The sequence below is a fragment of the Dactylosporangium sp. CA-052675 genome, assembly GCF_050947935.1.
GTDB lineage: Bacteria > Actinomycetota > Actinomycetes > Mycobacteriales > Micromonosporaceae > Dactylosporangium.
Genome location: NZ_CP192010.1, coordinates 9,781,484 through 9,804,743, shown reverse-complemented (window position 1 = coordinate 9,804,743; position 23,260 = coordinate 9,781,484). Strand labels below are relative to the sequence as shown.

At 73.1% G+C, this 23,260-nt stretch carries 20 protein-coding genes and 1 pseudogene; 13 read left to right on the top strand and 8 right to left on the bottom strand.

Features of this window, described 5'->3' with window-relative positions; all coding sequences use genetic code 11:
• Positions 1 to 16: 16 nt before the first annotated feature.
• Complete coding sequence (locus tag ACQP1P_RS43980) at positions 17 to 2,080, bottom strand: Hsp70 family protein (RefSeq protein ID WP_433080748.1); 2,064 nt, start codon at positions 2,078 to 2,080, stop codon at positions 17 to 19.
• Positions 2,081 to 2,161: 81 nt separating this feature from the next.
• On the opposite strand from ACQP1P_RS43980, the gene tsaB reads away from it, so the two are divergent.
• Genes tsaB through ACQP1P_RS43950 form a run of 6 tightly spaced genes read left to right on the top strand, consistent with a single transcriptional unit; the run spans position 2,162 to position 8,042 of the window.
• The gene (gene tsaB, locus ACQP1P_RS43975) at positions 2,162 to 2,812 is read left to right on the top strand and encodes a tRNA (adenosine(37)-N6)-threonylcarbamoyltransferase complex dimerization subunit type 1 TsaB (protein ID WP_433080746.1); all 651 of its coding nucleotides are present in this window, start codon (positions 2,162 to 2,164) and stop codon (positions 2,810 to 2,812) included.
• An 11-nt stretch (positions 2,813 to 2,823) separates the two neighbouring features.
• Positions 2,824 to 3,273: a ribosomal protein S18-alanine N-acetyltransferase gene (gene rimI, locus ACQP1P_RS43970; protein ID WP_433080744.1), complete on the top strand. Its 450-nt coding sequence runs from the start codon at positions 2,824 to 2,826 to the stop codon at positions 3,271 to 3,273.
• Positions 3,266 to 4,306 carry a tRNA (adenosine(37)-N6)-threonylcarbamoyltransferase complex transferase subunit TsaD gene (gene tsaD / locus ACQP1P_RS43965; protein ID WP_433080742.1) on the top strand — a complete coding sequence of 347 codons (1,041 nt, stop codon included), beginning with the start codon at positions 3,266 to 3,268 and terminating at the stop codon, positions 4,304 to 4,306. The genes rimI and tsaD overlap by 8 nt, the downstream gene beginning before the upstream one ends.
• 25 nt (positions 4,307 to 4,331) lie before the next feature.
• Positions 4,332 to 4,589: a hypothetical protein gene (locus tag ACQP1P_RS43960; RefSeq protein ID WP_433080740.1), complete on the top strand. Its 258-nt coding sequence runs from the start codon at positions 4,332 to 4,334 to the stop codon at positions 4,587 to 4,589.
• A 46-nt stretch (positions 4,590 to 4,635) separates the two neighbouring features.
• Complete coding sequence (locus tag ACQP1P_RS43955) at positions 4,636 to 6,309, top strand: ABC transporter transmembrane domain-containing protein (RefSeq protein WP_433080738.1); 1,674 nt, start codon at positions 4,636 to 4,638, stop codon at positions 6,307 to 6,309.
• 2 nt (positions 6,310 to 6,311) lie between these two features.
• Positions 6,312 to 8,042, top strand: coding sequence for an ABC transporter ATP-binding protein (locus tag ACQP1P_RS43950; RefSeq protein ID WP_433080736.1), 1,731 nt, complete (start codon positions 6,312 to 6,314; stop codon positions 8,040 to 8,042).
• Here the strand turns inward: ACQP1P_RS43950 and ACQP1P_RS43945 are convergent.
• Together ACQP1P_RS43945 and ybaK are read right to left on the bottom strand one after the other, a co-directional pair.
• Positions 8,035 to 8,316, bottom strand: a complete 282-nt coding sequence (locus ACQP1P_RS43945) for a DUF1707 SHOCT-like domain-containing protein (RefSeq protein ID WP_433080734.1) — start codon at positions 8,314 to 8,316, stop codon at positions 8,035 to 8,037. The two genes, ACQP1P_RS43950 and ACQP1P_RS43945, sit on opposite strands and share 8 nt — an antisense overlap.
• Before the next feature lie 4 nt (positions 8,317 to 8,320).
• A complete protein-coding gene (gene ybaK, locus ACQP1P_RS43940; protein WP_433080732.1) occupies positions 8,321 to 8,800 on the bottom strand; it encodes a Cys-tRNA(Pro) deacylase in 480 nt (159 codons plus the stop codon).
• Positions 8,801 to 8,817: 17 nt separating this feature from the next.
• Between ybaK and ACQP1P_RS43935 the strand changes: the two genes are divergently transcribed.
• Positions 8,818 to 9,564, top strand: coding sequence for a hypothetical protein (locus ACQP1P_RS43935; RefSeq protein WP_433080730.1), 747 nt, complete (start codon positions 8,818 to 8,820; stop codon positions 9,562 to 9,564).
• Here the strand turns inward: ACQP1P_RS43935 and ACQP1P_RS43930 are convergent.
• Entirely contained in the window at positions 9,524 to 10,729 is a 1,206-nt protein-coding gene (locus ACQP1P_RS43930) for a class I SAM-dependent methyltransferase (RefSeq protein WP_433080728.1), read from the bottom strand. The genes ACQP1P_RS43935 and ACQP1P_RS43930 overlap by 41 nt on opposite strands.
• A 190-nt stretch (positions 10,730 to 10,919) precedes the next feature.
• On the opposite strand from ACQP1P_RS43930, the gene groES reads away from it, so the two are divergent.
• The 3 genes from groES (at position 10,920) to ACQP1P_RS43915 (ending at position 14,982) form a co-directional block, all read left to right on the top strand.
• Positions 10,920 to 11,234, top strand: a complete 315-nt coding sequence (groES, locus tag ACQP1P_RS43925) for a co-chaperone GroES (protein WP_223099008.1) — start codon at positions 10,920 to 10,922, stop codon at positions 11,232 to 11,234.
• A 95-nt stretch (positions 11,235 to 11,329) separates the two neighbouring features.
• On the top strand, positions 11,330 to 12,973 hold the full coding sequence (gene groL, locus ACQP1P_RS43920) for a chaperonin GroEL (protein ID WP_433080726.1): 1,644 nt from the start codon (positions 11,330 to 11,332) through the stop codon (positions 12,971 to 12,973).
• A 500-nt stretch (positions 12,974 to 13,473) separates the two neighbouring features.
• Positions 13,474 to 14,982 (top strand): molybdopterin-dependent oxidoreductase, encoded by a 1,509-nt coding sequence (locus ACQP1P_RS43915; protein ID WP_433080724.1) that lies wholly within the window; start codon positions 13,474 to 13,476, stop codon positions 14,980 to 14,982.
• Between the two features lie 132 nt (positions 14,983 to 15,114).
• Here ACQP1P_RS43915 and ACQP1P_RS43910 read toward each other — a convergent pair.
• Positions 15,115 to 15,489: pseudogene (locus tag ACQP1P_RS43910) on the bottom strand (WhiB family transcriptional regulator); the annotation flags it as partial.
• A gap of 180 nt (positions 15,490 to 15,669) precedes the next feature.
• Between ACQP1P_RS43910 and ACQP1P_RS43905 the strand changes: the two are divergent.
• On the top strand, positions 15,670 to 16,428 hold the full coding sequence (locus tag ACQP1P_RS43905) for a helix-turn-helix transcriptional regulator (protein WP_433080722.1): 759 nt from the start codon (positions 15,670 to 15,672) through the stop codon (positions 16,426 to 16,428).
• Between the two features lie 69 nt (positions 16,429 to 16,497).
• Here the strand turns inward: ACQP1P_RS43905 and ACQP1P_RS43900 are convergent, their stop codons facing one another.
• Positions 16,498 to 16,890, bottom strand: coding sequence for a DUF5319 domain-containing protein (locus ACQP1P_RS43900; protein WP_350611924.1), 393 nt, complete (start codon positions 16,888 to 16,890; stop codon positions 16,498 to 16,500).
• A gap of 122 nt (positions 16,891 to 17,012) precedes the next feature.
• Between ACQP1P_RS43900 and guaB the strand changes: the two genes are divergently transcribed.
• Positions 17,013 to 18,512 (top strand): IMP dehydrogenase, encoded by a 1,500-nt coding sequence (gene guaB, locus ACQP1P_RS43895; RefSeq protein ID WP_433080720.1) that lies wholly within the window; start codon positions 17,013 to 17,015, stop codon positions 18,510 to 18,512.
• Between the two features lie 38 nt (positions 18,513 to 18,550).
• Positions 18,551 to 19,669: a GuaB3 family IMP dehydrogenase-related protein gene (locus ACQP1P_RS43890; protein WP_433080718.1), complete on the top strand. Its 1,119-nt coding sequence runs from the start codon at positions 18,551 to 18,553 to the stop codon at positions 19,667 to 19,669.
• 163 nt (positions 19,670 to 19,832) lie between these two features.
• On the opposite strand, the gene ACQP1P_RS43885 is transcribed toward ACQP1P_RS43890, so the two are convergent.
• Complete coding sequence (locus ACQP1P_RS43885; RefSeq protein WP_425556692.1) at positions 19,833 to 20,252, bottom strand: roadblock/LC7 domain-containing protein; 420 nt, start codon at positions 20,250 to 20,252, stop codon at positions 19,833 to 19,835.
• The gene (locus ACQP1P_RS43880) at positions 20,249 to 23,047 is read right to left on the bottom strand and encodes a nitrate- and nitrite sensing domain-containing protein (protein WP_433080716.1); all 2,799 of its coding nucleotides are present in this window, start codon (positions 23,045 to 23,047) and stop codon (positions 20,249 to 20,251) included. The genes ACQP1P_RS43885 and ACQP1P_RS43880 overlap by 4 nt, the downstream gene beginning before the upstream one ends.
• Positions 23,048 to 23,260 lie beyond the last annotated feature (213 nt).

The window sequence follows — 23,260 nt, the reverse complement described above, 5'->3', positions numbered from 1 at the left end:
CGCCCCAGCCGGTGCCTCAGGCGGCCTGGAGCACTTCCCAGACGTCGACCCAGGTGCCGGCGTCGTCGGTGCCGCGCGCGAGCAGGTGGCGCCCCTCGTGGCAGAACGCGGTGCTCACCGAGCGGCCCGGCGTCAGATCGGCCCGGAACACCTCGGCCTCCGTCTCCAGATCGCGGACCGACAGGGTCCCGTCCAGCGCCGCGGCGCGCAGCCGGCCGTCCGGGCTCTCCATCTCGGCCGCGAACGCGTCCGCGCGGCTCGACTCGGTGTAGCCGGCGAAGCGCCGGGGCAGGTCCTCGCCCACGATCCGGTCGATGCGGGCGCCGGTGGCGAGGTCCCACACGGTCGCCACGTCCCGGCGGTAGCGGCCGACGTGCGCCGCGCCCTCGCCCGTCGTGACGAGGCGCCATTCGGCCTCATTGAGCAGTACGGCATCCGGCTTGTGCACATCGGAGAAGCTGGCCGTCACGCGGCCGGAGAGCACGTCCCAGACCGCGAAGTGCCCCTCGGCGTCCCAGGTCACGAGGGCCAGCTGCTGGCCCGGCCCCAGCGCGACCTGCGCGTGCCCGCCCCGCCCGGCGCCGCGGCCCGGCCGCAGTTCGGTGACCAGGGCGCCGGTGGCGATCGCGCGCACCTTCACGTATTCGCCGTCGCCCGAGCACTCCACGAGTGTGCGCCGGTCCGGCATGAGCAGCCAGTCCCCGGCCACGCGCAGGTGATGGCGCTTGGCCAGCTGGAACCGCTCGGGCGCGGCCGGCTCCAGGCGCGCGTGCGCGGCCACGGCGCCGGAGACCACCATGCCCCCGATCGCGACCCGCTGCTCCAGCAGGATTCCCTCGCCGCGGCCGGACGTGAGGTCGAACACGCGGTCGTCGGCGGTGCGCACCTGGGCGAGGGGCGCCTCGCGGCCGTACGCCTCGCCCTCCTTCACCAGCCAGCGCACCAGCCGCCCGCGCCCGCCCGGGATGGTCCAGGACAGCGGCTCGACGCGCCACGAGGGCGGGTCGGCGGCCACGCCGCGGGCCGAGCGCCCGCGCGCCCACGCCGCGGCTCCGCGCAGCACCGCCAGCTCCGGGTCGGCCGGGCGGGTCACCGGGCACCCGAGCCCGTCGTGCAGGACCTGGCCGATCCCCGGCAGCCGGGCCGCCCCGCCGACGAGCAGCACCGCGGCCAGGTCCGACGGCCGGATGCCCGCCCGCGCCACGACGGCCCGGGCGCTGGCGATCAGCCACCGCGCCGCGGGTTCGGTGAGCCGGTCGAGGAGCCGGCGGTCCATCCGGTACGGCGGAACCCCCGCCTCCACCTCGTCCGCGGCCTCGGGGACGTCGGCGAGTCGGTGCTTGAGCCGGCGCACGATGTCCAGCGCGTGCAGGTTCGCGCGCACGCTGGTGTCCCCGCCGGCCGCGAACGCGGGCTCGACCCACTCGGCCAGCGCGGCGCGCAGATCGGCGACGAGCATGACGTCGATGTCGCGGCCGGTGCCCGAGCTCTCCTGGCTCAGCGGCACGGGGCGGCCGTGCTGCATCTGCGCGAGCGTCGCCGTCCAGGTCGCCCCGAGGTCGCAGACGAGCACGTAGCCGCCCTCGGGCACCTCCAGCATCGTCATGGGGTCGAGCACCGCGGCGCTCGCGTCCACGACGAGCTCGGCGTCGGGGTAGCCGGCCACGGAGGCGGCCGCGACCAGCGCCTCGCGTCGCGGATCATGGGTCCGGTACGCCGCCGGAGCGCTCAGCACCAGGCGCGCGATCGGGCCGTAGACGCGGCGGGCCTCGTCCACGATGGGCTCCAGCGCGGCACCGACCAGCTCGACGCCGCTCACGAGCTGCTCGCCGAGCCAGATGGGCGCGCCGGCGTCGACCGCGCGGCGCACGCCGTCGACGTACTCGCGCGGGTGACTGTCGCGCGCCTGCTCGGCCGCCGCCCCGACGAGCAGCCGCGAGCGGCCGGCCATCGTGGCGCTGCCCGGCCAGCGGGGCGCGCCCGTCACCGGCTCGCGCACCGGGCGCAGGTCATCGGGCAGCACGACAGCGGCGGACAGGGCCCAGGACCCGATGTCCACGACCAGGATCGGTGAGTTCACGGCGGCTCTCTCCCCGCGTCGACAGGCGCCGATGCTAGGTGTCGCTCATTGCGGCGCTGTTAACTGCTTTAGAGTTGGGCCGTGCTGGTGATGGTGGTGGACACGGCGACGGCGGCGGTGACCGCGGCGCTGGCGCGGATCGACGACGAGGTCACGCTGCTCGCGGAGCGGGTGACGGTCGACGCGCGCGGCGCCGGGGAGCTGCTGGCCCCCCAGATCGCCGCCGTGCTGGCCGAGGGCGGGGTTGCCGCCGGCGACCTGGCCGGCGTGGTCGCGGGCGTGGGACCGGGCCCGTTCACCGGCCTGCGCGCCGGGCTCGTGACGGCCGCGGCGCTGGGGCACGCCCTGGCGATCCCGGTCTACGGCGTCTGCACGCTCGACGCGATCGGGCTGGGGCTGCCGGGCCGCGCGCTGGTCGCGACCGATGCCCGGCGCAAGGAGATCTACTGGGCCACCTACGTCGACGGCCGGCGGCTCGCGGGGCCCGACGTGGCCAAGCCGGCGGCGGTCGCGCTCGACGGGATCGGGCTCGCGGCGGGCGACGGCGCGGTGAAGTACGCCGACGTGCTGAAGCTCCCCGTCGACGGGCCGCGCTATCCGCCGGCGCTCGCCCTGGCCGAGCTCGCCGCCGACCGGGTGCGGGCCAAGGCGCCCGCCGAGACGCTCACGCCGCTCTACCTGCGCCGGCCCGACGCCGTGCTGCCCGGTGAGCGGAAACCGGCGCTGCAGTGACGGGCGCGGTCGTGCACGACGTCGAGCTCGCCGAGCTGCGCTGGTTCCACATCGCCGACCTGCTGCCGATCGAGGACGAGCTCTTCGGCGAGGAGCGGTGGTCGGCGGGCATGTTCTGGAACGAGCTGGCGATGGGCCACCACTACCTCGTGGCCCTCGACGGCGAGCGCGTCGTGGGCTACGCCGGCCTGGCGCTCGCCGCGCCCGACGAGGCCTGGGTGCAGAACATCGGCGTGCGCAAGGACGCGCAGCGGCGCGGGATCGGCCGGCGCCTCCTGGAGGCGCTGCTCGCCGAGGCGCGGCGGCGCGGGGTCGAGCAGGTGCTGCTGGAGGTGGCCGTGGACAACGGCCCCGCGCAGCGGCTCTACGCGGAGTACGGGTTCGAGGCCGTCGGCATCCGCCGCGGCTACTACCAGCCCAGCAACACGGATGCACTGGTGATGAAGCGTGAACATGTCTGAGCCGCTCGTTCTGGGGATCGAGACGTCGTGCGACGAGACCGGCGTCGGGATCGTGCGCGGGCACACGCTGCTCGCGGACGAGATCGCGTCCAGCGTCGACGAGCACGCGCGCTTCGGCGGCGTGGTGCCGGAGGTCGCCAGCCGCGCCCACTTCGAGGCCATGGTCCCGACCATGCAGCGGGCGCTGGACAAGGCCGGCGTGACGCTGTCCGATGTGGACGCGATCGCGGTCACGGCCGGCCCCGGGCTCGCCGGCGCGCTGCTCGTCGGGGTCGCGGCGGCCAAGGCCTACGCGCTCGCCGCCGGCAAGCCGATCTACGGCGTCAACCACCTCGCCGCGCACGTCGCCGTCGACACGCTCGAGCACGGGGCGCTGCCCGAGCCCGCGGTCGCCCTGCTGGTCTCCGGCGGGCACTCCTCGCTGCTGCGGGTCGACGATCTCGCCGGGGGCGTGGTCCCGCTCGGCGCGACCATCGACGACGCGGCCGGCGAGGCCTTCGACAAGGTCGCGCGCCTGCTCGGGCTGCCGTTCCCGGGCGGGCCGCCGATCGACAAGGCGGCCCGCGAGGGCCAGGTCGTGATCCCCTTCCCGCGCGGGCTCACCGGCCCCCGCGACCTCGCCGAGCACCGCTTCGACTTCTCGTTCTCGGGCCTGAAGACGGCGGTGGCGCGCTGGGTCGAGGCCCGTGAGCGCTCCGGCGAGCCGGTGCCGGTCTCCGACGTGGCCGCGAGCTTCCAGGAGGCGGTCTGTGACGTGCTCACCGCGAAGGCGATCGACGCCTGTCGCGAGCACGGGATCGAGACCCTGGTCATCGGCGGTGGTGTCGCGGCCAACTCGCGCATCCGGTCGATGGCCGAGGAGCGCGCCGCGAAGCACGGCATCACGGTGCGCGTGCCGCGACCGAAGCTCTGCACCGACAACGGCGCGATGGTCGCCGCGCTCGGCTCGCACCTGGTCGCGGCCGGCGCCGCGCCCGGCGAGCTCGGCCTGCCCTCGGATTCGGCCATGCCGATCACCCTCGTGACCGCCTGACGCCGTGGGGGTAGAGTCCAGCGCCGTGATCGTGCGCATGTGGGAGGTCAGGGCGCACCCGGAGGGGTTCGGGGAACTGTTGTCCTGGGTGTGTGAGGCGATGCTGCCCAAGGTCGAGGTGCACCCGATGCATCTGAGCAGCGAGGTGTACGCATCGACGGACCAGCGCCTCGTCGTCGTGTCGAAGTGGCGGGGCAGCACGCCCGAGCCGTTCGCCGAGCCGCCGTCGCACCTGGTCGCCCGCAAGCCGCAGTTCTGGGACTTCACCGAGGTCGACCGGTAGAAAATGTAAGGCGCTCGGAGCGCCCGCGCGGTTACCGTCACGGGTTGTGCGGAGACTGCCTGAAGCCGAGCCCGGTGAGCCCGACAGTCGATCGGCGGGCCGCTATCTGCTCTGGATCGCGCGCGGGCAACTGTCCCTGATCCTCGGGGGCGTGTGCTTCGGCGTGCTCTGGATGATCAGCCAGGCGCTCGTGCCCGCCGTGATCGGCTCCGGCGTCGACGCGCTCGCGCGGGGCGACCGGCACGGGCTGCTCCGGGCCGGCGCGGCCGTGCTCGGCCTCGGCGCCGCCACCGCGATCACCGGCATCCTGCGCCACCGGTTCGCGGTGTCCAACTTCCTCAGCGCCGGGTTCCGGACCGTCCAGGTGACCGCGCGCCACGCCACGCGACTCGGGGCCGCGCTGCCGAAGCGGGTCGCCACCGGCGAGGTCGTGAGCATCGGCACGACGGACTTCGACCACATCGGCTACTCCGTGGACGTCTCCGCCCGCGCCAGCGGCTCCGTGGTCGCGATCGTCGTCGTGACCGCGCTGCTGCTGCGGGTGTCGGTGCCGCTCGGCCTCGTCGTGGTGCTCGGGGTGCCGCTGCTGGTCGCCGTGGTCGGCCTGCTGCTGCGGCCGCTGCACCGCCGGCGCCGTCACCAGCGCCAGCTCGCCGGCGAGCTGACCGGCCGCGCCGCGGACATCGTGGCCGGCCTGCGCGTCCTGCGCGGCGTCGGCGGCGAGGCGGAGTTCTCCCGGCGCTACCGCACCGAGTCGCAGCGCGTCCGCTTCGCCGGCGTGCGCGTGGCCAGGGTCGAGTCGACGCTGGAGGCCGCCCAGATCCTGCTCCCGGGCTGCTTCATCGCCCTGGTGACCTGGCTGGGCGCGCGGTTCGCGGTGGCGGGCCGGATCAGCCCGGGGGAGCTGGTCGCCTTCTACGCCTACGCGGCGTTCCTGATCGGGCCGCTGCGCACGCTGACCGAGTTCGCCGAGAAGCTGACCCGCGGCCTGGTCGCCGCGGGCCGGGTCGTGGCCGTGCTCCGCCTCGAGCCCGACTTTCAGGAGCATCCGGATCCGGTACCGGCGGCAGGAGGCGACCTCGACGACCCCGACTCCGGGCTGTGCGTGCGCGAGCGGCGGCTCACGGCGGTCGCGGCCGTGCGCCCCGGGGACGCGATCGCGATCGCGGAGCGGCTCGCCCTGCTGGACCCGGCGTCCCGCGTGCGGCTGCGCGGAGTACCGCTGCGGGACATGGCGCTCGCCGACGTCCGGCGGCACGTGCTGCTCAGCGACAACGACGCGACGCTGTTCCGCGGCCCGCTGCGCGACGAGGTCGGCGACGGGGCCACGCTCGCCGACGCCGCGGCGCTGGACATCGTCGAGGCGCTGCCCGGCGGGCTCGACGCCGAGATCGCCGAGCGCGGGCGCGACTTCTCCGGCGGGCAGCAGCAGCGGCTGCGGCTGGCCCGGGCGCTCGCGGCCGACCCGCCGGTGCTCGTGCTCGTCGAGCCCACGAGCGCCGTCGACGCGCACACGGAGGCGCGCATCGCCGAGCGGCTGCCCGCCGCGCGGGCCGGGCGCACGACCGTGGTGTGCACGACCAGTCCGCTGCTGCTCGACCGGGCCGACACCGTCGCGTTCGTGGGCGCCGACGGGCGCGTCGCCGCGACCGGGGCGCATCGGGAACTGCTCGACAGCTGCCCGCAGTACGCCATGACCGTCACGCGTGGGGAGGACTGACGGTGCTGCCGATCGCATCCGGCGGGGAGGTGCGCGCCTACCTGCGCACGCTGTTCACCGACTACCCCTGGCGGCTCGCCGGGGTCCTCGCGCTGCACATCGTCGGGGCCGCCGCCGGCCTCGCCGCGCCCCCGCTGCTCGGCGCGCTCGTCGAGCGGGTCGCGGCCGGGACGACCGCGTGGACCGTCGATCGCATCGCGCTGGCCATCGCCGGGTTCGTCGTCGCGCAGGCGGTGCTCGTGCGCTACGCCCGCGTCGCCGCCGCGCAGCTCGCCGAGCGCGTGCTCGCCCGGCTGCGCGAGGAGTTCGTCGACGGGGTGCTGGCGGTGCCGCTGTCCACCGTGGAGCGGGCCGGCACCGGCGACCTGCTCAGCCGCGCCTCCCGGGACGTCTCGCAGACCTCCGACTCGGTGCAGTCGGCGCTGCCCACGATCGTCGTCGGCGGCCTGCAGATGCTGCTGACCCTGGTCGCCGTCGCGCTGGTCGGGCCGATCCTGCTGCTGCCCGGGCTGCTGGCCCTGCCGCTGCTGTACCTCCCGTCGCGCTGGTACTTCCGCCGCGCCAACGCCGGCTACCTGCGCGAGACCGCGGCGCTGGCCCGCATGGCCGACGGCCTCGCCGAGACCGTCGAGGGCGCCCGGACCGTCGAGACCCTCGGGCTGCGGCAGCGCCGCCTCGAACGGACCCGCGAGCAGCTCGAGGACACGTACGCCGCGGCGATGTACACCCTGCGCCTGCGCACGGTCTGGTTCCCGCTCTCCGAGTTCGGCTACGCGCTGCCCGCCGCCCTCACCCTGGTCGCGGGCGGCTGGTTCGTGCTCGAGGGCTGGGCGAGCGTCGGCCAGGTCACCGCCGCGGTCCTGTACTTCGTGTCGATCATCGACCCGCTCGACCGCATCCTCAGCTACGTCGACCAGCTGCAGCTCGGCCTCGCCTCCTTCGCGCGCCTCATCGGCGTGCGCGCCGCGGCCGAGCCGCCGATCCCGGCCGGCGGCCCCCAGCCGGTCGACGAGGTGCTGGTGGCCAAGGACGTCCGATACTCCTACGTCGACGGTCGCGACGTCCTGCACGGCATCGACCTCGCCGTGCGGCCGGGGGAGCGGCTCGCCATGGTCGGCCCCAGCGGCGCCGGCAAGTCCACGCTGGGGCGGCTGCTCGCGGGGATCCACGCGCCGCGGTCGGGGGTGATCGAGCTCGGGACGGTACCGCTGCGAAATCTGCCCCTCGACGAGCTGCGCGGCCACGTCGCGCTCGTGACCCAGGAGCACCACGTGTTCATGGGCAGCCTGCGCGACAACCTGACCCTGGCCCGCGCGGGCGCGACCGACGCCGAGCTGTGCGCGGCCCTGGCCACCGTCGACGCGCTGGACTGGGCGCTCGCGCTGCCGCAGGGCCTCGACACCGCGTCGCTGTCGCTGTCGCCGGCCCAGGCGCAGCAGCTCGCGCTCGCCCGGCTCGTGCTGGCCGACCCGCACACGCTGGTCCTCGACGAGGCGACCTCGCTCATCGACCCGCGCGCCGCCCGGCACCTGGAGCGGTCGCTCGCCGGGGCGCTGGAGGGCCGGACCGTGATCGCGATCGCGCACCGGCTCTTCTCCGCGCACGACGCCGACCGGGTCGCGGTGGTCGAGGACGGGCGGATCACCGAGCTGGGCAGCCACGACGAGCTGGTCGCGGCCGGGGGCGCCTACGCCGCGCTCTGGCGGTCCTGGCACGGCTCCCGCGCTACTTGAGCAGCGCGTAGACGACCGCGAAGACCGCCACCACGGCGATGGCCAGGGCAAAGATCACCAACAGGTGGCGGTCGGGGGGCTCGGCGGCGGGCACCGGGGCGAGTGCGGGGAGATCCGCGACCGCGGCGCGCAGGTCGTCGAGGGTCCTCGCGGCGTAGACGGTCCCGACCCGGTCGGAGAACTCGTCCAGCGACAGCCGGCCCTCCTCGGTGTGCCGTTGCAGGACCCCGATCACCCGCTGCCGGTCCTCGTCTGAAGCCCGCACGAGCGCCATGGTGTCAGTGCGACGCGATCGGCGCCAGGGTCGCGCCGGTGACCTGCACGAGGTCGGCCGGGGCGAGCTCGATCTGCAGGCCGCGGCGGCCGCCGGAGACGTACATCGTGGGGAACCCCTCGGCCGAGGCGTCGATGACGATCGGCAGCCGCGAGCGCTGCCCGACCGGGGAGATCCCGCCGGTGACGTAGCCGGTCGCGCGCTCGGCCGCGGCGGGCTCGGCCATCGCGGCGCGCTTGCCGCCGACCGCGGCCGCGAGCGCCTTGAGGTCCAGCGAGGCCGAGACCGGCACCACGCCGACGGTCAGCTGCCCGTCGACGGTCGTCACCAGCGTCTTGAACAGCCGCGCCGGGTCGACGCCGAGGGCCGCGGCGGCCGCCTCGCCGTAGGAGGAGGCGCGCGGGTCGACCTCGTAGGTGTGCGGGGTGAACGCGACCTTCGAGCGCGTCAGCAGCGCGGTCGCCGGGGTGCCCTTGCTCGCCACTGGCCCACAATAGCGACATGCAGATCGGCTCGGTCCAGCTGTACCTCGGCCACGGCCACCTGTTCCTGGGCGCGACGAGCGGCGTCGACCTGTCGGTGTTCGACGGCGACGGCGCGGTGACCGCGACCGAGCACCACGTCCGCATCGCCGCGCGGCCGCAGGTCGGCCTGGTGCGGGTGCGGCTCTGGCAGGGAGCCGGTCCCCGGGTCGGCAAGCTGGTCTTCGACGGGCCGCTGAAGCTGCCGGACGCCAAGTTCTGTGTCGAGGAGGGCGGGGGGCTTTCGCGGTACGTCACCAAGGTCACCAGCCACAGCCCGCGCGTGCTCGTCGCCGTCGACGACCCCGGCCACGCCTCGCGGGTCGAGGTCGTGCTGGACCCCGAGTTCGTGCCCCGCAGCGCGCAGGTGTGGACCGCGGGCGAGCCGCCGTTCCCGAAGCTGACCGTGTCCCCGACCGCGCCCCGGCACCGGGCCGACGCGTTCGCCGACGCCCTGGCCGGGCACGACTTCGCGCGGCGGCGCCTGGCCGCGGCCCTGGTGGTGGTGGCCGAGGAGCGCCGGCAGCGCAACTCCGAGCAGAGCGTGGCCTTCTACGTCAACGACATCGTGGAGTGGCTGCGCTGGCTCAACGACCGCCTCACCTACGAGATGTGCCGTGACACCGGGCGGCACCTGCTCAGCCAGCTCGGTCTGCGCCCGCCCGAGGCGCTGGCCGACGACACGCTCAGCGACCTGCAGCGGCGCCTCGGGCATCCACTGGTCTGAGGAGGATGGCCGCGGGCTGGTGGTCGATGCGGGTGAGCGCCAGGACGGCGCTTTCCGTCCCCTGGAGTCTGAGCTGCCGGCGCAGGTCCTCCACGTCGTGGGCCGAGCCGCGCTTGAGGATCTGCAGCGCGCCGATGTTCCGGTCCCGCAGCGCCGCGCGCAGCTTCTTGAGCGCGATCGGCAACGTCTCGGTCACCGCATAGCACTTGGCGAATACCGTGGCCCTTGGTGATTGCGTGGTTATGTAGGCGATGGACTCGTCCAGCAGCGTGCCGTCCAGGGTCTCGGCCAGCTCGGCGATCAGGTGCGAGCGCACCACGGCGCCGTCGGGGTCGTAGAGGTACGAGCCGATGGGCCCGACCGGGGCCTTCCGGTCGCCGGTGCCTGTGATGTGCGCAACTCGCCCGTCCCGGACGAGCGTCGCCCGCCGCGGGACCTCGGCCAGGGGCCCGCACCAGGCCGCCGCCTCGACCACGTCCCCGTCGACCGACACCCACTCGCCCTCCGCGCCCTCCGGCAGCAGCGCGTGGTCGATCCCCGGCGCGAGCTTGAGCACCGTGTGCGGGACCCGGGCCGGCAGCGCGGTGACGAAGTCCCAGGGCGGCGAGTAGGCCCGCGGGTCGAACACCCGCCGCCCGCCCGACGTGCGCCGGGCCGGGTCGCAGAACACCGCGTCGATCGCGACCAGCGGAGTCTCGGTCGCGTCGCGCGCCTCGACGAGGACCCGGTCGGCGAGGCCGAGCGCCTGGACGTTGGCCCGGGCGACCTCGGCCGTGGCGGGGTCGGCCTCCACGGCCAGCACGCGCATCCCGGCCCGGGCGAACGCGATCGTGTCCGCGCCGATCCCGCAGCCCAGGTCGGCCACCCGGGTCACGCCGGCCGCGGCGAGCCGTTCGGCCCTTCTCCGCGCGACGGTGGCCCGGGTCGCCTGCTCCAGTCCGGCGCGGGTGAAGAACATGACGGCGGCATCGGTACCGAACTTCGCCGCCGCCCTGCGCCGCAGCGCCACCTGGGTCAGCGCCGCCGCGGCGAGCTCGGGCGGCATGCCCCGCGCGCGCAGGGCCGAGGCCGCGGCCAGCGGATCGCCGTCGTGCAGCTCGGACGCGGCCGCCAGCGCGTCCCGGCCGGCCGCCGTGAACAGGGGCTGCACATCCTCGGGGCGCACGTGATCCTTCAAAGTCCGGGGTGATTTCGTGGCGTGTCTGGCACTCTAGTTGACGGAGTGCTAGCGACCGGCATAACCTCCGAGTTAGCACTCTCCTGCCGAGGGTGCCAGACATACCCGGCCGGGGCCGGCACCCGCGACGACGGCTTCACCGGGCACTCGATTAGCAAGCTCGATACCCCAGGAGGGTATGCCCGTGACTACCGCGACGCAGGTTGCGATCAAGCCGCTCGAGGACCGCATCCTGGTCCAGGCCAACGAGGCTGAGACGACCACCGCCTCGGGCATCGTCATTCCGGACACCGCGAAGGAGAAGCCCCAGGAGGGCACCGTCATCGCGGTGGGCCCGGGTCGCATCGACGACAAGGGCAACCGGGTGCCGATCGACGTCAAGGTCGGCGACACCGTCATCTACTCGAAGTACGGCGGCACCGAGGTCAAGTACGCCGGCTCGGAGTACCTCGTGCTCTCGGCCCGCGACGTCCTCGCCGTCATCGAGAAGTGACCGTTTTTCACTAGAAGCAGTGGCCACCGCCCCGGACCCGTGCGAACAGGCGCGAGGCAGCCGGGGCGGTGTCGCTTTGAAGGGAATCCACACGCATGGCGAAGATCCTGAGCTTCTCCGACGAGGCGCGCCACCTTCTGGAGCACGGCGTCAACCACCTGGCCGACACGGTCAAGGTCACGCTCGGCCCCCGCGGGCGCAACGTCGTCCTGGACAAGAAATTCGGCGCCCCGACCATCACCAACGACGGCGTGACGATCGCCAAGGAGATCGAGCTCGCCAACCCCTACGAGAACCTCGGCGCGCAGCTGGTCAAAGAGGTCGCCACCAAGACCAACGACGTCGCGGGTGACGGCACCACCACCGCGACCGTCCTGGCCCAGGCGCTTGTCCGCGAGGGCCTGCGCAACGTGGCCGCCGGCGCCAACCCGGCCGGCGTGAAGCGCGGCATCGACCAGGCCGCCGCCGCGATCGTCCAGGCCCTCAAGGACAAGGCCACCGCGGTCGACAGCCACACCGAGATCGCCCAGGTCGCCACCATCTCGGCCCAGGACGCCACCATCGGCGACCTGATCGCCTCGGCCATGGAGCGCGTCGGCCGCGACGGCGTCATCACGGTGGAGGAGGGCTCGATGCTCACCACCGAGCTCGAGGTCACCGAGGGCATGCAGTTCGACAAGGGCTTCGTCTCCCCGCACTTCGTCACCGACGGCGAGGCGCAGGAGGCGGTCCTCGAGGACGCCTACGTCCTCATCACCACGCAGAAGATCTCCGCCATCGAGGAGCTCCTGCCGCTGCTGGAGAAGATCGTCCAGAACAGCAAGCCGCTGCTGATCATCGCCGAGGACGTCGAGGGCCAGGCCCTGTCGACCCTCGTGGTGAACGCCATCCGCAAGACCTTCAAGGTCGTCGCGGTCAAGGCCCCCGGCTTCGGCGAGCGCCGCAAGGCCATGCTGCAGGACATCGCGATCCTGACCGGCGCCGAGCTCGTCGCGCCCGAGCTGGGCTACAAGCTCGAGAACACGGGTCTCGAGCAGCTCGGCACCGCCCGCCGCGTCGTGGTCACCAAGGACCTGACCACGATCGTGGACGGCGGCGGCGACCAGTCCGAGGTCACCGGCCGCGTCGACCAGCTCCGCAAGGAGGTCGAGGCCTCCGACAGCGACTGGGACAAGGAGAAGCTGAACGAGCGCATCGCCAAGCTCTCCGGCGGCGTCGCGGTCGTCAAGGCCGGCGCCGCGACCGAGATCGAGATGAAGGAGCGCAAGCACCGCATCGAGGACGCCATCTCGGCGACCAAGGCCGCGGTGCAGGAGGGCATCGTCCCGGGCGGCGGCGCGGCCCTCGCCCAGGTCGCCTCGGTCCTCGACGGCGACCTCGGCCTGACCGGCGACGAGAAGGTCGGCGTCGCGATCGTCCGCAAGGCCCTCGTGGAGCCGCTGCGGTGGATCGCCCAGAACGCGGGCTTCGACGGCTACGTCGTGGTCGGCAAGGTCCAGGCCCTCGACTTCGGCCAGGGCCTCGACGCGGCCACGGGCGAGTACGTCGACCTGGTCAAGTCCGGCATCGTCGACCCGGTGAAGGTGACCCACAGCGCGGTGGCCAACGCCGCGTCGATCGCGGGTCTGCTGCTCACGACCGAGAGCCTGATCGTGGACAAGCCGGAGGCGGCCGAGCCGGCTGCCGGTGGCCACGGACACGGCCACGGCCACGGGCACTCGCACGGGCCGGGCTTCTGACCGGTTTCGCATCGCACGTTCGACGAGCCCCGGGTTTCGGCCCGGGGCTCGTCGGCGTTCTCGGGGGTGTTGGCCCGACAAGTCGGGCGCTCCGCGCCGCGACTTATCGGATTTTTCGCCTGTGGGCGATAAATTCGGTTTGCGAATTTCCGGGCCGCGGCCCGCTCGCTGCTGGACGTTGGCGGCGGTCACGCCCGCTGCGGCTTTGGCGGGGTGGTCGTGCGCGCTGAGGGCCGGCTGAGTGCTCGTGGTTCTCGCCCGCCCGTTGAGCAGAGCCGAGCCCGCCGGAGGATGCCGAGCCCGGCGCGTTGAGCGGGCGGAGCCGCGTTCGAGCCGCCCCAGGTGCCGAGCCGGTCGAGCTGTCCGAGCGGCTCGAAGGGCCAGGAGCGGTCACGTTGGGCGTTCGGAGGAATACGCCGGCGTCACGACCGCCTCAGGAAAAGGTTAGGGACCCATTACGCGGCTTGGTGCGGTACGGATGATCGCCGCATGCTGTAACCGTGCACACTCGAAAGTTCGGTGCGCTCGCCGGCCTCGCCGCCGCGGGTACCGCGCTCGGCGTGGCCGAAGTGGTCGCGATCTTCACCGGCGCGTCCACGTCGCCGTTGGTCAGCGTCGGCGGCGTGGTCGTCGACAGCGTTCCGGCCAAGGTCAAGGATCTGGCCGTCGAGGTGTTCTACACCTACGACAAGCTTGCGCTGAGCATCGGTACGCTCGTCGTCCTCGCGGCCTTCGCGGCCGGCATCGGGGTGCTCGCGACTCGGCGGCGCTCGTGGGGGTACGCCGGCATCGCTCTTTTCGGCGCCATCGGGATCGCCGCCGCGCTCAGTCGCCACAACGCGCCCTGGTATGCGTTCCTCCCCACGCTGCTGGGCGCGGCCGCCGGCGCCGGGGTCCTGCACTGGCTGCTCACCCACGAGGCCGGCGACGACGCCACGGCCGAGGACCGCCGGTGGTTCCTGCGCGCGAGCGGGTACACCCTGCTGGGCGCCGCCATCGTGGGCTTCGCCGGGCGCTGGTGGTCCACCCGGCGCAACGTCGAGGAGGACCGGGCGTCGATCGATCTGCCCACCGTCGCCCCGAACAGCGTGGCGCCGCTGCCGCCCCAGGCGGACGCGGCCCTGCCCGATCTCGCACCCTTCGTCACGCCGAACAAGGATTTCTACCAGATCGACACCGCGCTGGTCGTCCCGCAGCTCACCACCCGGGACTGGAAGCTGCGCATCCACGGCCGGGTCGACAAGGAGCTCACGATCAGCTGGGACGAGCTGCTCAAACGGCCCATGATCGAACGGTACGTCACCCTGGCCTGCGTCTCCAACGAGGTCGGCGGGGGCCTCATCGGCAACGCGAAGTGGCAGGGTGTGCGCATCTCCGACCTGCTCGCCGAGGCGCGGCCCCGGCCCGGCGCCGACCAGGTCGTGAGCCGCTCGATCGACGGGTTCACCGCGGGCACCCCGACGGCGGTGCTCCAGGACGGCCGCGACGCCATGCTGGCCATCGCCATGAATGGCGAGCCGCTGCCCGTCGAGCACGGGTTTCCGGTTCGGATGGTGGTGCCGGGGTTGTACGGATATGTGTCCGCCACCAAATGGCTGGTCGAACTCGAGTTGACCTCGTTCGCCGATTTCGACGCCTATTGGATCAAGCGCGGATGGGCCGCCAAGGGGCCGATCAAGACCGAGTCAAGAATCGACACACCGCGGGACGGGAGCAATCCCAGGGCGGGCGAGATCATGATTGCGGGCGTGGCCTGGGCGCAGCACCGTGGCATTTCCAAGGTCGAAGTCCGGGTGGACGACGGGGCCTGGCAGGTCGCGAGCCTGCTGCCCGTACCGTCGATCGACACCTGGCGGCAATGGACCCTCAAGTGGCAGGCCACGCCGGGGCGGCACCGCATCACCGTGCGCGCCACCGACAACGGCGGCGAGACGCAGACAGACGCCGTGGCGCCGCCGGATCCCGACGGCGCCACGGGGTGGCACTCGATCGATATTGAGGTGAAGTAGCGCCTAGCGGGCCGCGGTGCGGGACCGGACGTTGCCGGCCGACACCTGCGGGCGCCGCTGCGACGGCACCCCGGGGGCCGGGTGCGTCGGGCCCGGGCGGGCCGGCACCGCGCGCAGCGGCTGCTGGGCGCCCTGGTTCGGCGACGGCGTCGGCGCGGTCGGCCGCAGACCCAGCTTCGCCTCCAGGCGCCCGACGTCGACCCGGGTGCGGCGCCGGTCCGCGGCGTCCTCCCAGCCCAGCGCCAGCAGCCGCAGCCGCTCGCCCTCGGTGAAGCCGCCCCACACGCCGTAGGGCTCCCGCGTGGTGAGCGCCTGCGCGGCGCACTCCGCCCGCACCGGGCACGCCCGGCAGACGTTCTTGGCGGCGGACTCCCGACGACCGCGCGAAGCGCCGCGCTCGCCGTCGGGGTGGAAGAACTGGGCACTGTCCCGTCCGCGGCACAGCCCGAGCCGCTGCCAGTCCCAAATGTCCGCGATCGGACCGGGCAGGCGAGTCACATTCGTCATTCGCTCCTCCTTCCAGGCGTGCGGCCTGGAATTCGCGCGTTGCCCATTTCGGGTACAACGCGCGAGACCGCCACAGGTAACGGCATGTCGTCGGTCAATTTCTCGTAGGCCAATCGCGGTGAAACCACGTCTAGATCTCGCCTTTTCGTGTTTCTCTCTTTGAGAGAGAGGAGCACGACGGTGCGTACGATTTTGGTGTGTGTGCGAACACAGGTCGCGGCACAGACGGTTGCGGCGGCCGCGGCCAGGCTGGGAGTGGCACACGCGGTGCGGACCGCCGTCACGATGGTCGAGGCCCTGGCGCGTCTTTCCGAGCAGCCGGCCGACCTGGTGCTGGCGGACCCGACGCTGGCCCGTCCCGACAGTGCGGAGTTCTCCCGCCGCGTGCTGGCCGTGGCGCCGGGCGCAACCGTGGTCTTCTTCGGCACGGAGGAGCCCCGGGCCGCCGCCGCGGCGATCGCGGCCGGCGCGCGGGCGGTCATCCGGGTCGACACGGCCGACCCGGTGACGACGCTCGCGAAGGCGGTGCTGCTGGTGCTGAGCCAGGTGGGCCGCAGCAACGGCGAGCCGGTGCTCCAGGCGCGCATGGGTGCGCCGAGCCAGGCGGCCGGGGGAATGCTGCAGGCCGGGCGCGGACTGCCCGGGACGGCGCGGACCGCGGTCGGGATGCCGGGGGCCCGGGTGACCGGGGCCGGCGTGCCGCAGCAGCGCGGCGACGTGCCGGGCGAGCCTCCGCGCCGGCGGGTGGAGCTCACCGAGCGGGAGCTGCAGGTGCTGCGCGGGATGGCGGACGGCAAGAGCAACGCCGAGATCGGGCGGGAGCTGTTCGTCTCCGAGGACACGGTCAAGACGCACGCTCGCCGGCTGTTCCGGAAGCTCGGCGCACGCGACCGGGCACACGCCGTAGCGGCGGCGTTCCGCGCCGGGCTCGTGAGTTAGCGGCGCTGCAGGCCATCCGGGGCATGCCGCTGCGGTACCCGCCGCGCGGGAAACCTAAACGAGGGCCTGCTAGCCGTCGCCGTCGTCGGTCGCACTCGCCAGTGCGTCGTGAACACCGTCAGCGTAACCCCGCGCGTACTCCCATGTGACGTAATGGTCGGGATCGGGGTCGAAGGCGGGCTCGTGCACGCGCGGTCGACCGGACGTGAGCAGGTGTTTCAGGTTCCCCCGCAGCAAATCCCAGTCGAAATAGTGCGGCTCGTGGCAGTCCTCACACTCGATGACGAGCCCACGGACGCCGATCGCCGTGAGCAGCGCCTGGTAGATCTCGAGGTCCGCGAGGTCCTCGAGAACGTCCTGGCGCTCGGCGGCGGTCAACGGGTCTTCGTTCCCGCTGTCGTCGAGCTCGGCCGAAGGATCGGCCGGGTCGCCGGCGAAGGGGTCGATGGGCTCTTCGTGCACGCCTCAACGGTATCCCCATTCGGCCCTGGTGTGGGGCCGGGCACGGCTCTGCCATGGCGGACGGGTGCGCCGCCGGGGCGGAAGTACGATGAGACGCACCCGCCGGACGACCGAGAGCTGGGATGCGCTTCATGGATTTCTCCCGACCTGACGTGCTGCCTTTGGGCCTGACCTTCGACGACGTGCTGCTGCTGCCGGGCGAATCGGACGTCGTGCCCAGCGGCGTCGACACCTCAAGCCGGATCACCCGCAACATCACCCTCCGGATACCGCTGGTGTCCTCCGCGATGGACACGGTCACCGAGGCCCGGATGGCGATCGCGATGGCCCGGCAGGGCGGCATCGGCACCCTGCACCGCAACCTCTCGATCGAGGACCAGGCCCAGCAGGTCGACCTGGTCAAGCGCTCCGAGGCCGGCATGGTGACCAACCCGGTGACCTGTTCGCCCGAGGCGACGCTGCGGGAGGTGGACGCGCTCTGCGGGCGGTACCGCATCTCCGGCGTCCCGGTCACCGACGCCGACGGCCAGCTCGTGGGCATCGTGACCAACCGCGACATGCGCTTCGTCTCCGACCCCGAGACCCGGGTGCGGGACATCATGACCGTCACCCCGCTCATCACGGCGCGGGTCGGGGTCAGCAAGGACGAGGCCCTCGCGCTGCTGCGCAAGCACAAGGTCGAGAAGCTGCCGATCGTCGACGGCTCCGGCAAGCTGCGCGGCCTGATCACCGTGAAGGACTTCTCCAAGAGCGAGAAGTTCCCGCACGCGACCAAGGACGACGCGGGCCGCCTGCGGGTCGCCGCCGCCGTCGGGGTCGGCGAGGACAGCTACAAGCGGGCCCGCACCCTGATCGACGCCGGCCTCGACATCGTGATGGTCGACACCGCACACGGGCACAACCGGATGGTTGTGGAGATGGTGCAGCGGCTGAAGAAGGACACCGCGGTCGACGTCGTCGGCGGCAACGTGGCGACCTACGAGGGCGCCCGGGCGCTGGCCGAGGCCGGCGCCGACGCGGTCAAGATCGGCGTCGGGCCCGGCTCGATCTGCACCACGCGGGTCATCGCGGGCGTGGGTGTGCCGCAGATCACGGCGATCATGGAGGCGTCCCGGGCCTGTCGTCCACTGGGCGTGCCGGTCATCGCCGACGGCGGCATGCAGTACTCCGGCGACATCGCCAAGGGCATCGCGGCCGGCGCCGACACCGTGATGCTGGGCAGCCTGCTGGCCGGCTGCGAGGAGAGCCCCGGCGACCTGATCTTCATCAACGGCAAGCAGTTCAAGACGTACCGCGGCATGGGCTCCCTCGGCGCGATGCAGTCCCGCGGCCAGGCGCGCTCCTACTCCAAGGACCGCTACTTCCAGGACGACGTGAGCTCCGACGACAAGCTGGTGCCGGAGGGCATCGAGGGCCAGGTCGCCTACCGCGGCCCCCTCTCCGCCGTCGCCCAGCAGCTCATCGGCGGCCTGCGCTCCGGCATGGGCTACGTCGGCGCGGCCACGGTGGCCGACATGCACGAGCGCGCCCGGCTCATCCGGATCACCGCGGCGGGCCTCAAGGAGAGCCACCCGCACGACATCCAGATGACCGTCGAGGCCCCGAACTACCACTCGCGCTGACGCGGTGGACGAACACCCCTATTCCAACAGGAGCTGACATGCGTGACGTGGTCGAGATCGGGCTCAGCAAGAGTGCCCGGCGTGGCTACCACCTGGACGACATCGCGATCGTCCCGACGCGCCGCACCCGCGACGTCGACGACGTTTCCACGAACTGGCAGCTCGACGCGTACCCGTTCAAGATCCCCTGCGTCGCTCACCCGTCCGACGCCACGATGAGCCCGGCCACCGCGGTCGCGCTCGGCAAGCTCGGCGGCCTGGGCGTGCTCAACGTCGAGGGGCTCTGGACGCGGTACGCCGACCCGACCAAGATCCTCGAGGAGCTGGCCGGTCTCGACGACGAGGCCCCCGCCACGCAGCGCCTCCAGGAGGTCTACGCGGAGCCGATCAAGCCCGAGCTGATCGGCGAGCGGGTCAAGGAGATGCGCGACGGCGGCATCACGGTCGCGGTGCGCGTCTCGCCGCAGCACACCCTGGCGCTCGCCCCGGTGATCCTCGACGCCGGCGTGGACATCCTGGTCATCCAGGGCACGCTGGTCTCGGCCGAGCACGTCTCGACCACCGACGAGCCGCTGAACCTCAAGGAGTTCATCGCCGACCTCGACCTGCCGGTCATCGTCGGCGGATGCACCAACTACCAGACCGCGCTGCACCTGATGCGCACCGGCGCCGCGGGCGTCATCGTGGGCATCGGCGCCGACGAGTGGTCGACGACCGACCGCGTGCTCGGCATCCGGGTGCCGATGGCGACCGCGATCGCCGACGCCGCGGACGCGCGCCGCGACTACCTGGACGAGACCGGCGGGCGCTACGTGCACATCATCGCCGACGGCAACATCCAGACCTCGGGCGACATCGCCAAGGCGCTGGGCTGCGGCGCCGACGCCGTGATGGTCGGCGAGCCGCTCTCGCGCAGCGACTCGGCCCCGGGCGGCGGCGCCTGGTGGCACTCGGCGGCGAGCCACCCGAAGCTGCCCCGCGGCTCCTTCGGCTCGGCCGAGCCGGTGCTGGGCACGCTGGAGAAGGTGCTCTACGGCCCGTCCGAGGACCCCGACGGCGCGCTCAACCTGTTCGGCGCGCTCAAGCGGGCGATGGCGAAGTGCGGGTACCGCGACCTCAAGGAATTCCAGAAGGTCGGGCTCATCCTCGACAAGTAACAGCGGAGAGCTACCGCGACGTCCGTCGTGGTCCGGACCGTAACTCCCGTGGCCTCACCGTCCGCGGTGGGCGCGGCGGCCGGACCTTCGCGCTCGTCACAACAGCCACACGGCCTCGGGGAGCCGGGCGGAGAGCCCGGCCCCCGAGGCCGTCTCGTTCTCGTCAGCGGGGCAGCGCCTGTTGCAGCTCCGCGCGCAGCGCCGGGGTCAGCATCTCGCCCGCCTGCTTGGCCAGGCGCGCCATCTCGTAGCCGACCACGCCGATGTCGGCCTCGCGGCCGGCCAGCGTGGCCAGGATCGAGCCGTCGCGGATCGACATGACCAGGAAGAACCCCTGGCCCATCTCCACCACGGTCTGCTTGACCTCGTCGCCGTCGAAGATCCGCGCGGCGCCGCTGGTGACGCTCACCAGGCCCGACGTGACCGCGGCGAGCTGGTCGGCGCTGTCACGGGGCAGATGGTCCGAGACGGCCACGAGCAGGCCGTCGGAGGACACCACCACAGCATGGGCGATGCCGGGGACCCGCTCGGTGAACGCGTTGATCAGCCAGCTCAGGTCCCGTGCTTGTTGGCTCAGGGTCACGCCGTGCTCCCTCGATGTTCGTTGATCGGCACCGTGGGCACCTCGTCCTCGTTCGCGGCCCGATGCACGCCACTGTAGAACCGGGTCAGCATGCTGCCGACGCTGGCCGGGTCCGGCTCGGTGTGGGCCACCGTGACCTGCTGCGTCTCCTCCGGCGCGGGCGCGGGCACGCTCGGATCGCCCGGCAGCTGCGCCTGCGGCACGCGGATCGGCAGCCCGGCACTGCTCGTGCCGGCGGTCACCGGCTGCCGCTGGGCCGGGACGACGGGGGCCGGGGCCGCAGCGTCGCCGCCCCCACCGCGCGACCACCAGCGAGTGCCCTTCGCGGCCGTCGCGGGCGCACCGTTGGGCCGCGACGCACCGGCGATGATGTCCTCGGCGCGGACCGGCCCGCGCTTGACGCCGTTGACGCTCTTCGGCGGCGAGCCGGGCGCGGCCGCTCCCGGCGCCGCGGACACCGGGACCGCCGAGACGGGCGCGTCCGACACCGGCGTGGCCGAGACGGGTGCGGCTGACACCGGCGTGGCCGAGACGGGCGCGGCTGAGACGGGTGCGGCCGACACCGGCGCGGCTGAGACAGGTGCGGCCGAGACAGGCACCGCGGACACCGGCGCGGCGGACACCGGGACCGCCGAGACCGGCACGGCCTCGGGCGCTTCCGGCAGCCGGGGCGCCGCCACCGCCGGTACGTCCGAATCCGCCTCGTCATCCGCGGGCTCCTCGGCCGGCCTCGACGGGCGGGACGGCAGCGCCGGCAGGACCGCGGTCGGGTGCTCGCCGGAGGGCTCGGTCGCGGCCGGGGCCTGCGAGGTGCCGCCGTCGACCGGGATCGGCAGGCGAGCCGCGCCCGCGAGCCGCGTGGCCGCGTTGTTGCCGTAGAGCCCGACCCCGTCCGGCGGGGCCGCGAGGAGGCGGGCGGGCAGGGTGACGTACGCCGTCACGCCCTCCTCGCTCGCCGTGAGCCGCACCGACACCCCGTGCCGGTCGGCGAGGTGGCCGACGACGACCAGACCCATCCGCTCGGAGGCGGCCACGTCGATCGCGATCGGGCTGGAGACGCGCTCGTTCGCCTCGATGAGGCCGGACTCGGTCATGCCGATGCCCTTGTCCTCGATGACGATCGTCGCCTCGCGGGCCTGCTGGGCCGGCCAGCCGGTCACCGTCACCACGGTGTCCGGCGGCGAGAACGTGGTCGCGTTCTCCAGCAGCTCCGCGAAGAGGTGCACGATGTCGGAGACCGCGTGGCCGACGACGAAGACGTCGTTGGACACGTCCTGGCGGATGCGGGCGTACTGCTCGATCTCCGCCATGGCCGCGAGCATGACCGCGGACAGCGACACGGGCTGGGCCCACCGCCGGGTCGCCTCGCTGCCCGCGAGGACCAGCAGGTTCTCGTCGTTGCGGCGCATGCGGGTGGCCAGGTGGTCCAGGCGGAACAGGTTGGCCAGCTGGTCCGGGTCGGTCTCGGCCGACTCGAGCTGGTCCAGCAGCTGCAGCTGGCGCTCGACCAGCGTCTGCGACCGGCGGGCCAGGTTGACGAACATCGAGTTGACGTTGCGCCGCATGACCGCCTGCTCGACGGCGAGGCTGACGGCGCTGCGGTGCACGGCGGTGAACGCGTCCGCCACCTCGCCGATCTCGTCGGACGAGCGCACGCGGGTCGTGGTGTCGACGGTGACCGTCTCGCCCCGCGGCAGCGTCCGCAGGCGCTGGATCGCCTCCGGCAGCCGATGCTGGGCCACGTCGAGCGCCTGGGCCCGCAGCTGGCGCAGCGAGCGGGCCATCGACCGGCCGATGAGCCAGGACAGCAGCAGCGCCAGGAGCATGACCAGCACGATCGCCGAAGTGGCGACGATGGCGTTGGTCCGCTGGGTGCTGCTGCGGTCGGCGGCGCCCGTGATCGCGTCCTCGAGCATCGCCTTCTCGATGCTGCGGATGTACCCCAGCTCCAGCGTGCTCGCCCGCCACCAGTCCTCGGCGGAGACGCCGACCGCGGCGCCCCGGGCCCGGGAGATGATGTCCTGCTGCAGCCGGGCGACGGTGGAGACCGCGTCCTGGCGCAGGTTGCTCACGTAGAGCGCGAGGTGGGCCGGGCTCGCCGACGCGCGGAACCGCTCGACTGCGGCGACCTGCCGCGCCTGGATCTCGGAGAAGGTCTCGAAGTCGTCCGGCGCGAACTTGCCGGCGCTGGCCGCGGCGAAGATCCGCCCGCGCAGCTGGTCCTTGAGCTCCTTGGCCTGGGCGAGGTCCATGAGCGAGGCGACCTCGGCCACCGACTGGGAGTCGCCGCCGATGTCGGGCCGGTCCGGCACCAGGTCGAAGAGGTGCTGAATGGTCACCGAGTACTGCTCGAACACCGCCTCCTCGCGCAGCCACCGGTGCGCGACGCCGTCGCGGACCAGGCCGAGGTCGGTGAAGTCGGCGGTCATCCGGTTCTGCACGCCGCTGAAGATCGGGTTCTTGAGCAGCGGGCGGGCCTGCTCGGAGAAGGCGCGCAGCGCGGAGTCGGTCGCCGCCTGGCTCTCGGCCAGGTCGTCGGCGGCCTGATTCGGACCGGACGGCTGGGGTCCACTGGTCGACTTGGCGAGATATCCGACCGTTCGGTCCCTCTCCAGCTGCAACTGGTGGATGAGATCGGTCAGTTGGCGGCCGACCTTGACCCCTTGGGCGAACTGGTCCAGCTTCGTCGCGTCCTGCACGGAGACGTTGATCTGCACGCCGGCGATGACCAGGAACGCCACCGCGGGCAGCACGAGCACGGCCGCGAGCTTCGTGGGCACGCGCCAGTCGCGCACCCGGAACAGGGATGCGCTGCGCCGTTGCGGTTCCCCGGGCCGCCTACGGCGATGGCTGTTCACCTTCATCACGACGGCCGGAGCCCTCGTCGAAGGCGGCGAAGCGAAGGTCTGCACCCCTCCACACCTTTCGCATGCGTCATCGCGCTGCCGAGCAGCGTGCGGCACTTATCAAACCAGGGTTGCGACCAGTGTCCAACCACGTCATAGTGG

Excerpts from the sequence above, each read along its gene's own strand:
- tsaD (WP_433080742.1), top strand. The coding sequence starts at position 3,266 with ATGTCTGAGCCGCTCGTTCTGGGGATCGAGACGTCGTGCGACGAGACC.
- ACQP1P_RS43945 (WP_433080734.1), bottom strand. The coding sequence starts at position 8,316 with ATGGCGCTCGTGCGGGCTTCAGACGAGGACCGGCAGCGGGTGATCGGG.
- ACQP1P_RS43935 (WP_433080730.1), top strand. The coding sequence starts at position 8,818 with ATGCAGATCGGCTCGGTCCAGCTGTACCTCGGCCACGGCCACCTGTTC.
- groES (WP_223099008.1), top strand. The coding sequence starts at position 10,920 with ATGCCCGTGACTACCGCGACGCAGGTTGCGATCAAGCCGCTCGAGGAC.
- groL (WP_433080726.1), top strand. The coding sequence starts at position 11,330 with ATGGCGAAGATCCTGAGCTTCTCCGACGAGGCGCGCCACCTTCTGGAG.
- guaB (WP_433080720.1), top strand. The coding sequence starts at position 17,013 with ATGCGCTTCATGGATTTCTCCCGACCTGACGTGCTGCCTTTGGGCCTG.
- ACQP1P_RS43890 (WP_433080718.1), top strand. The coding sequence starts at position 18,551 with ATGCGTGACGTGGTCGAGATCGGGCTCAGCAAGAGTGCCCGGCGTGGC.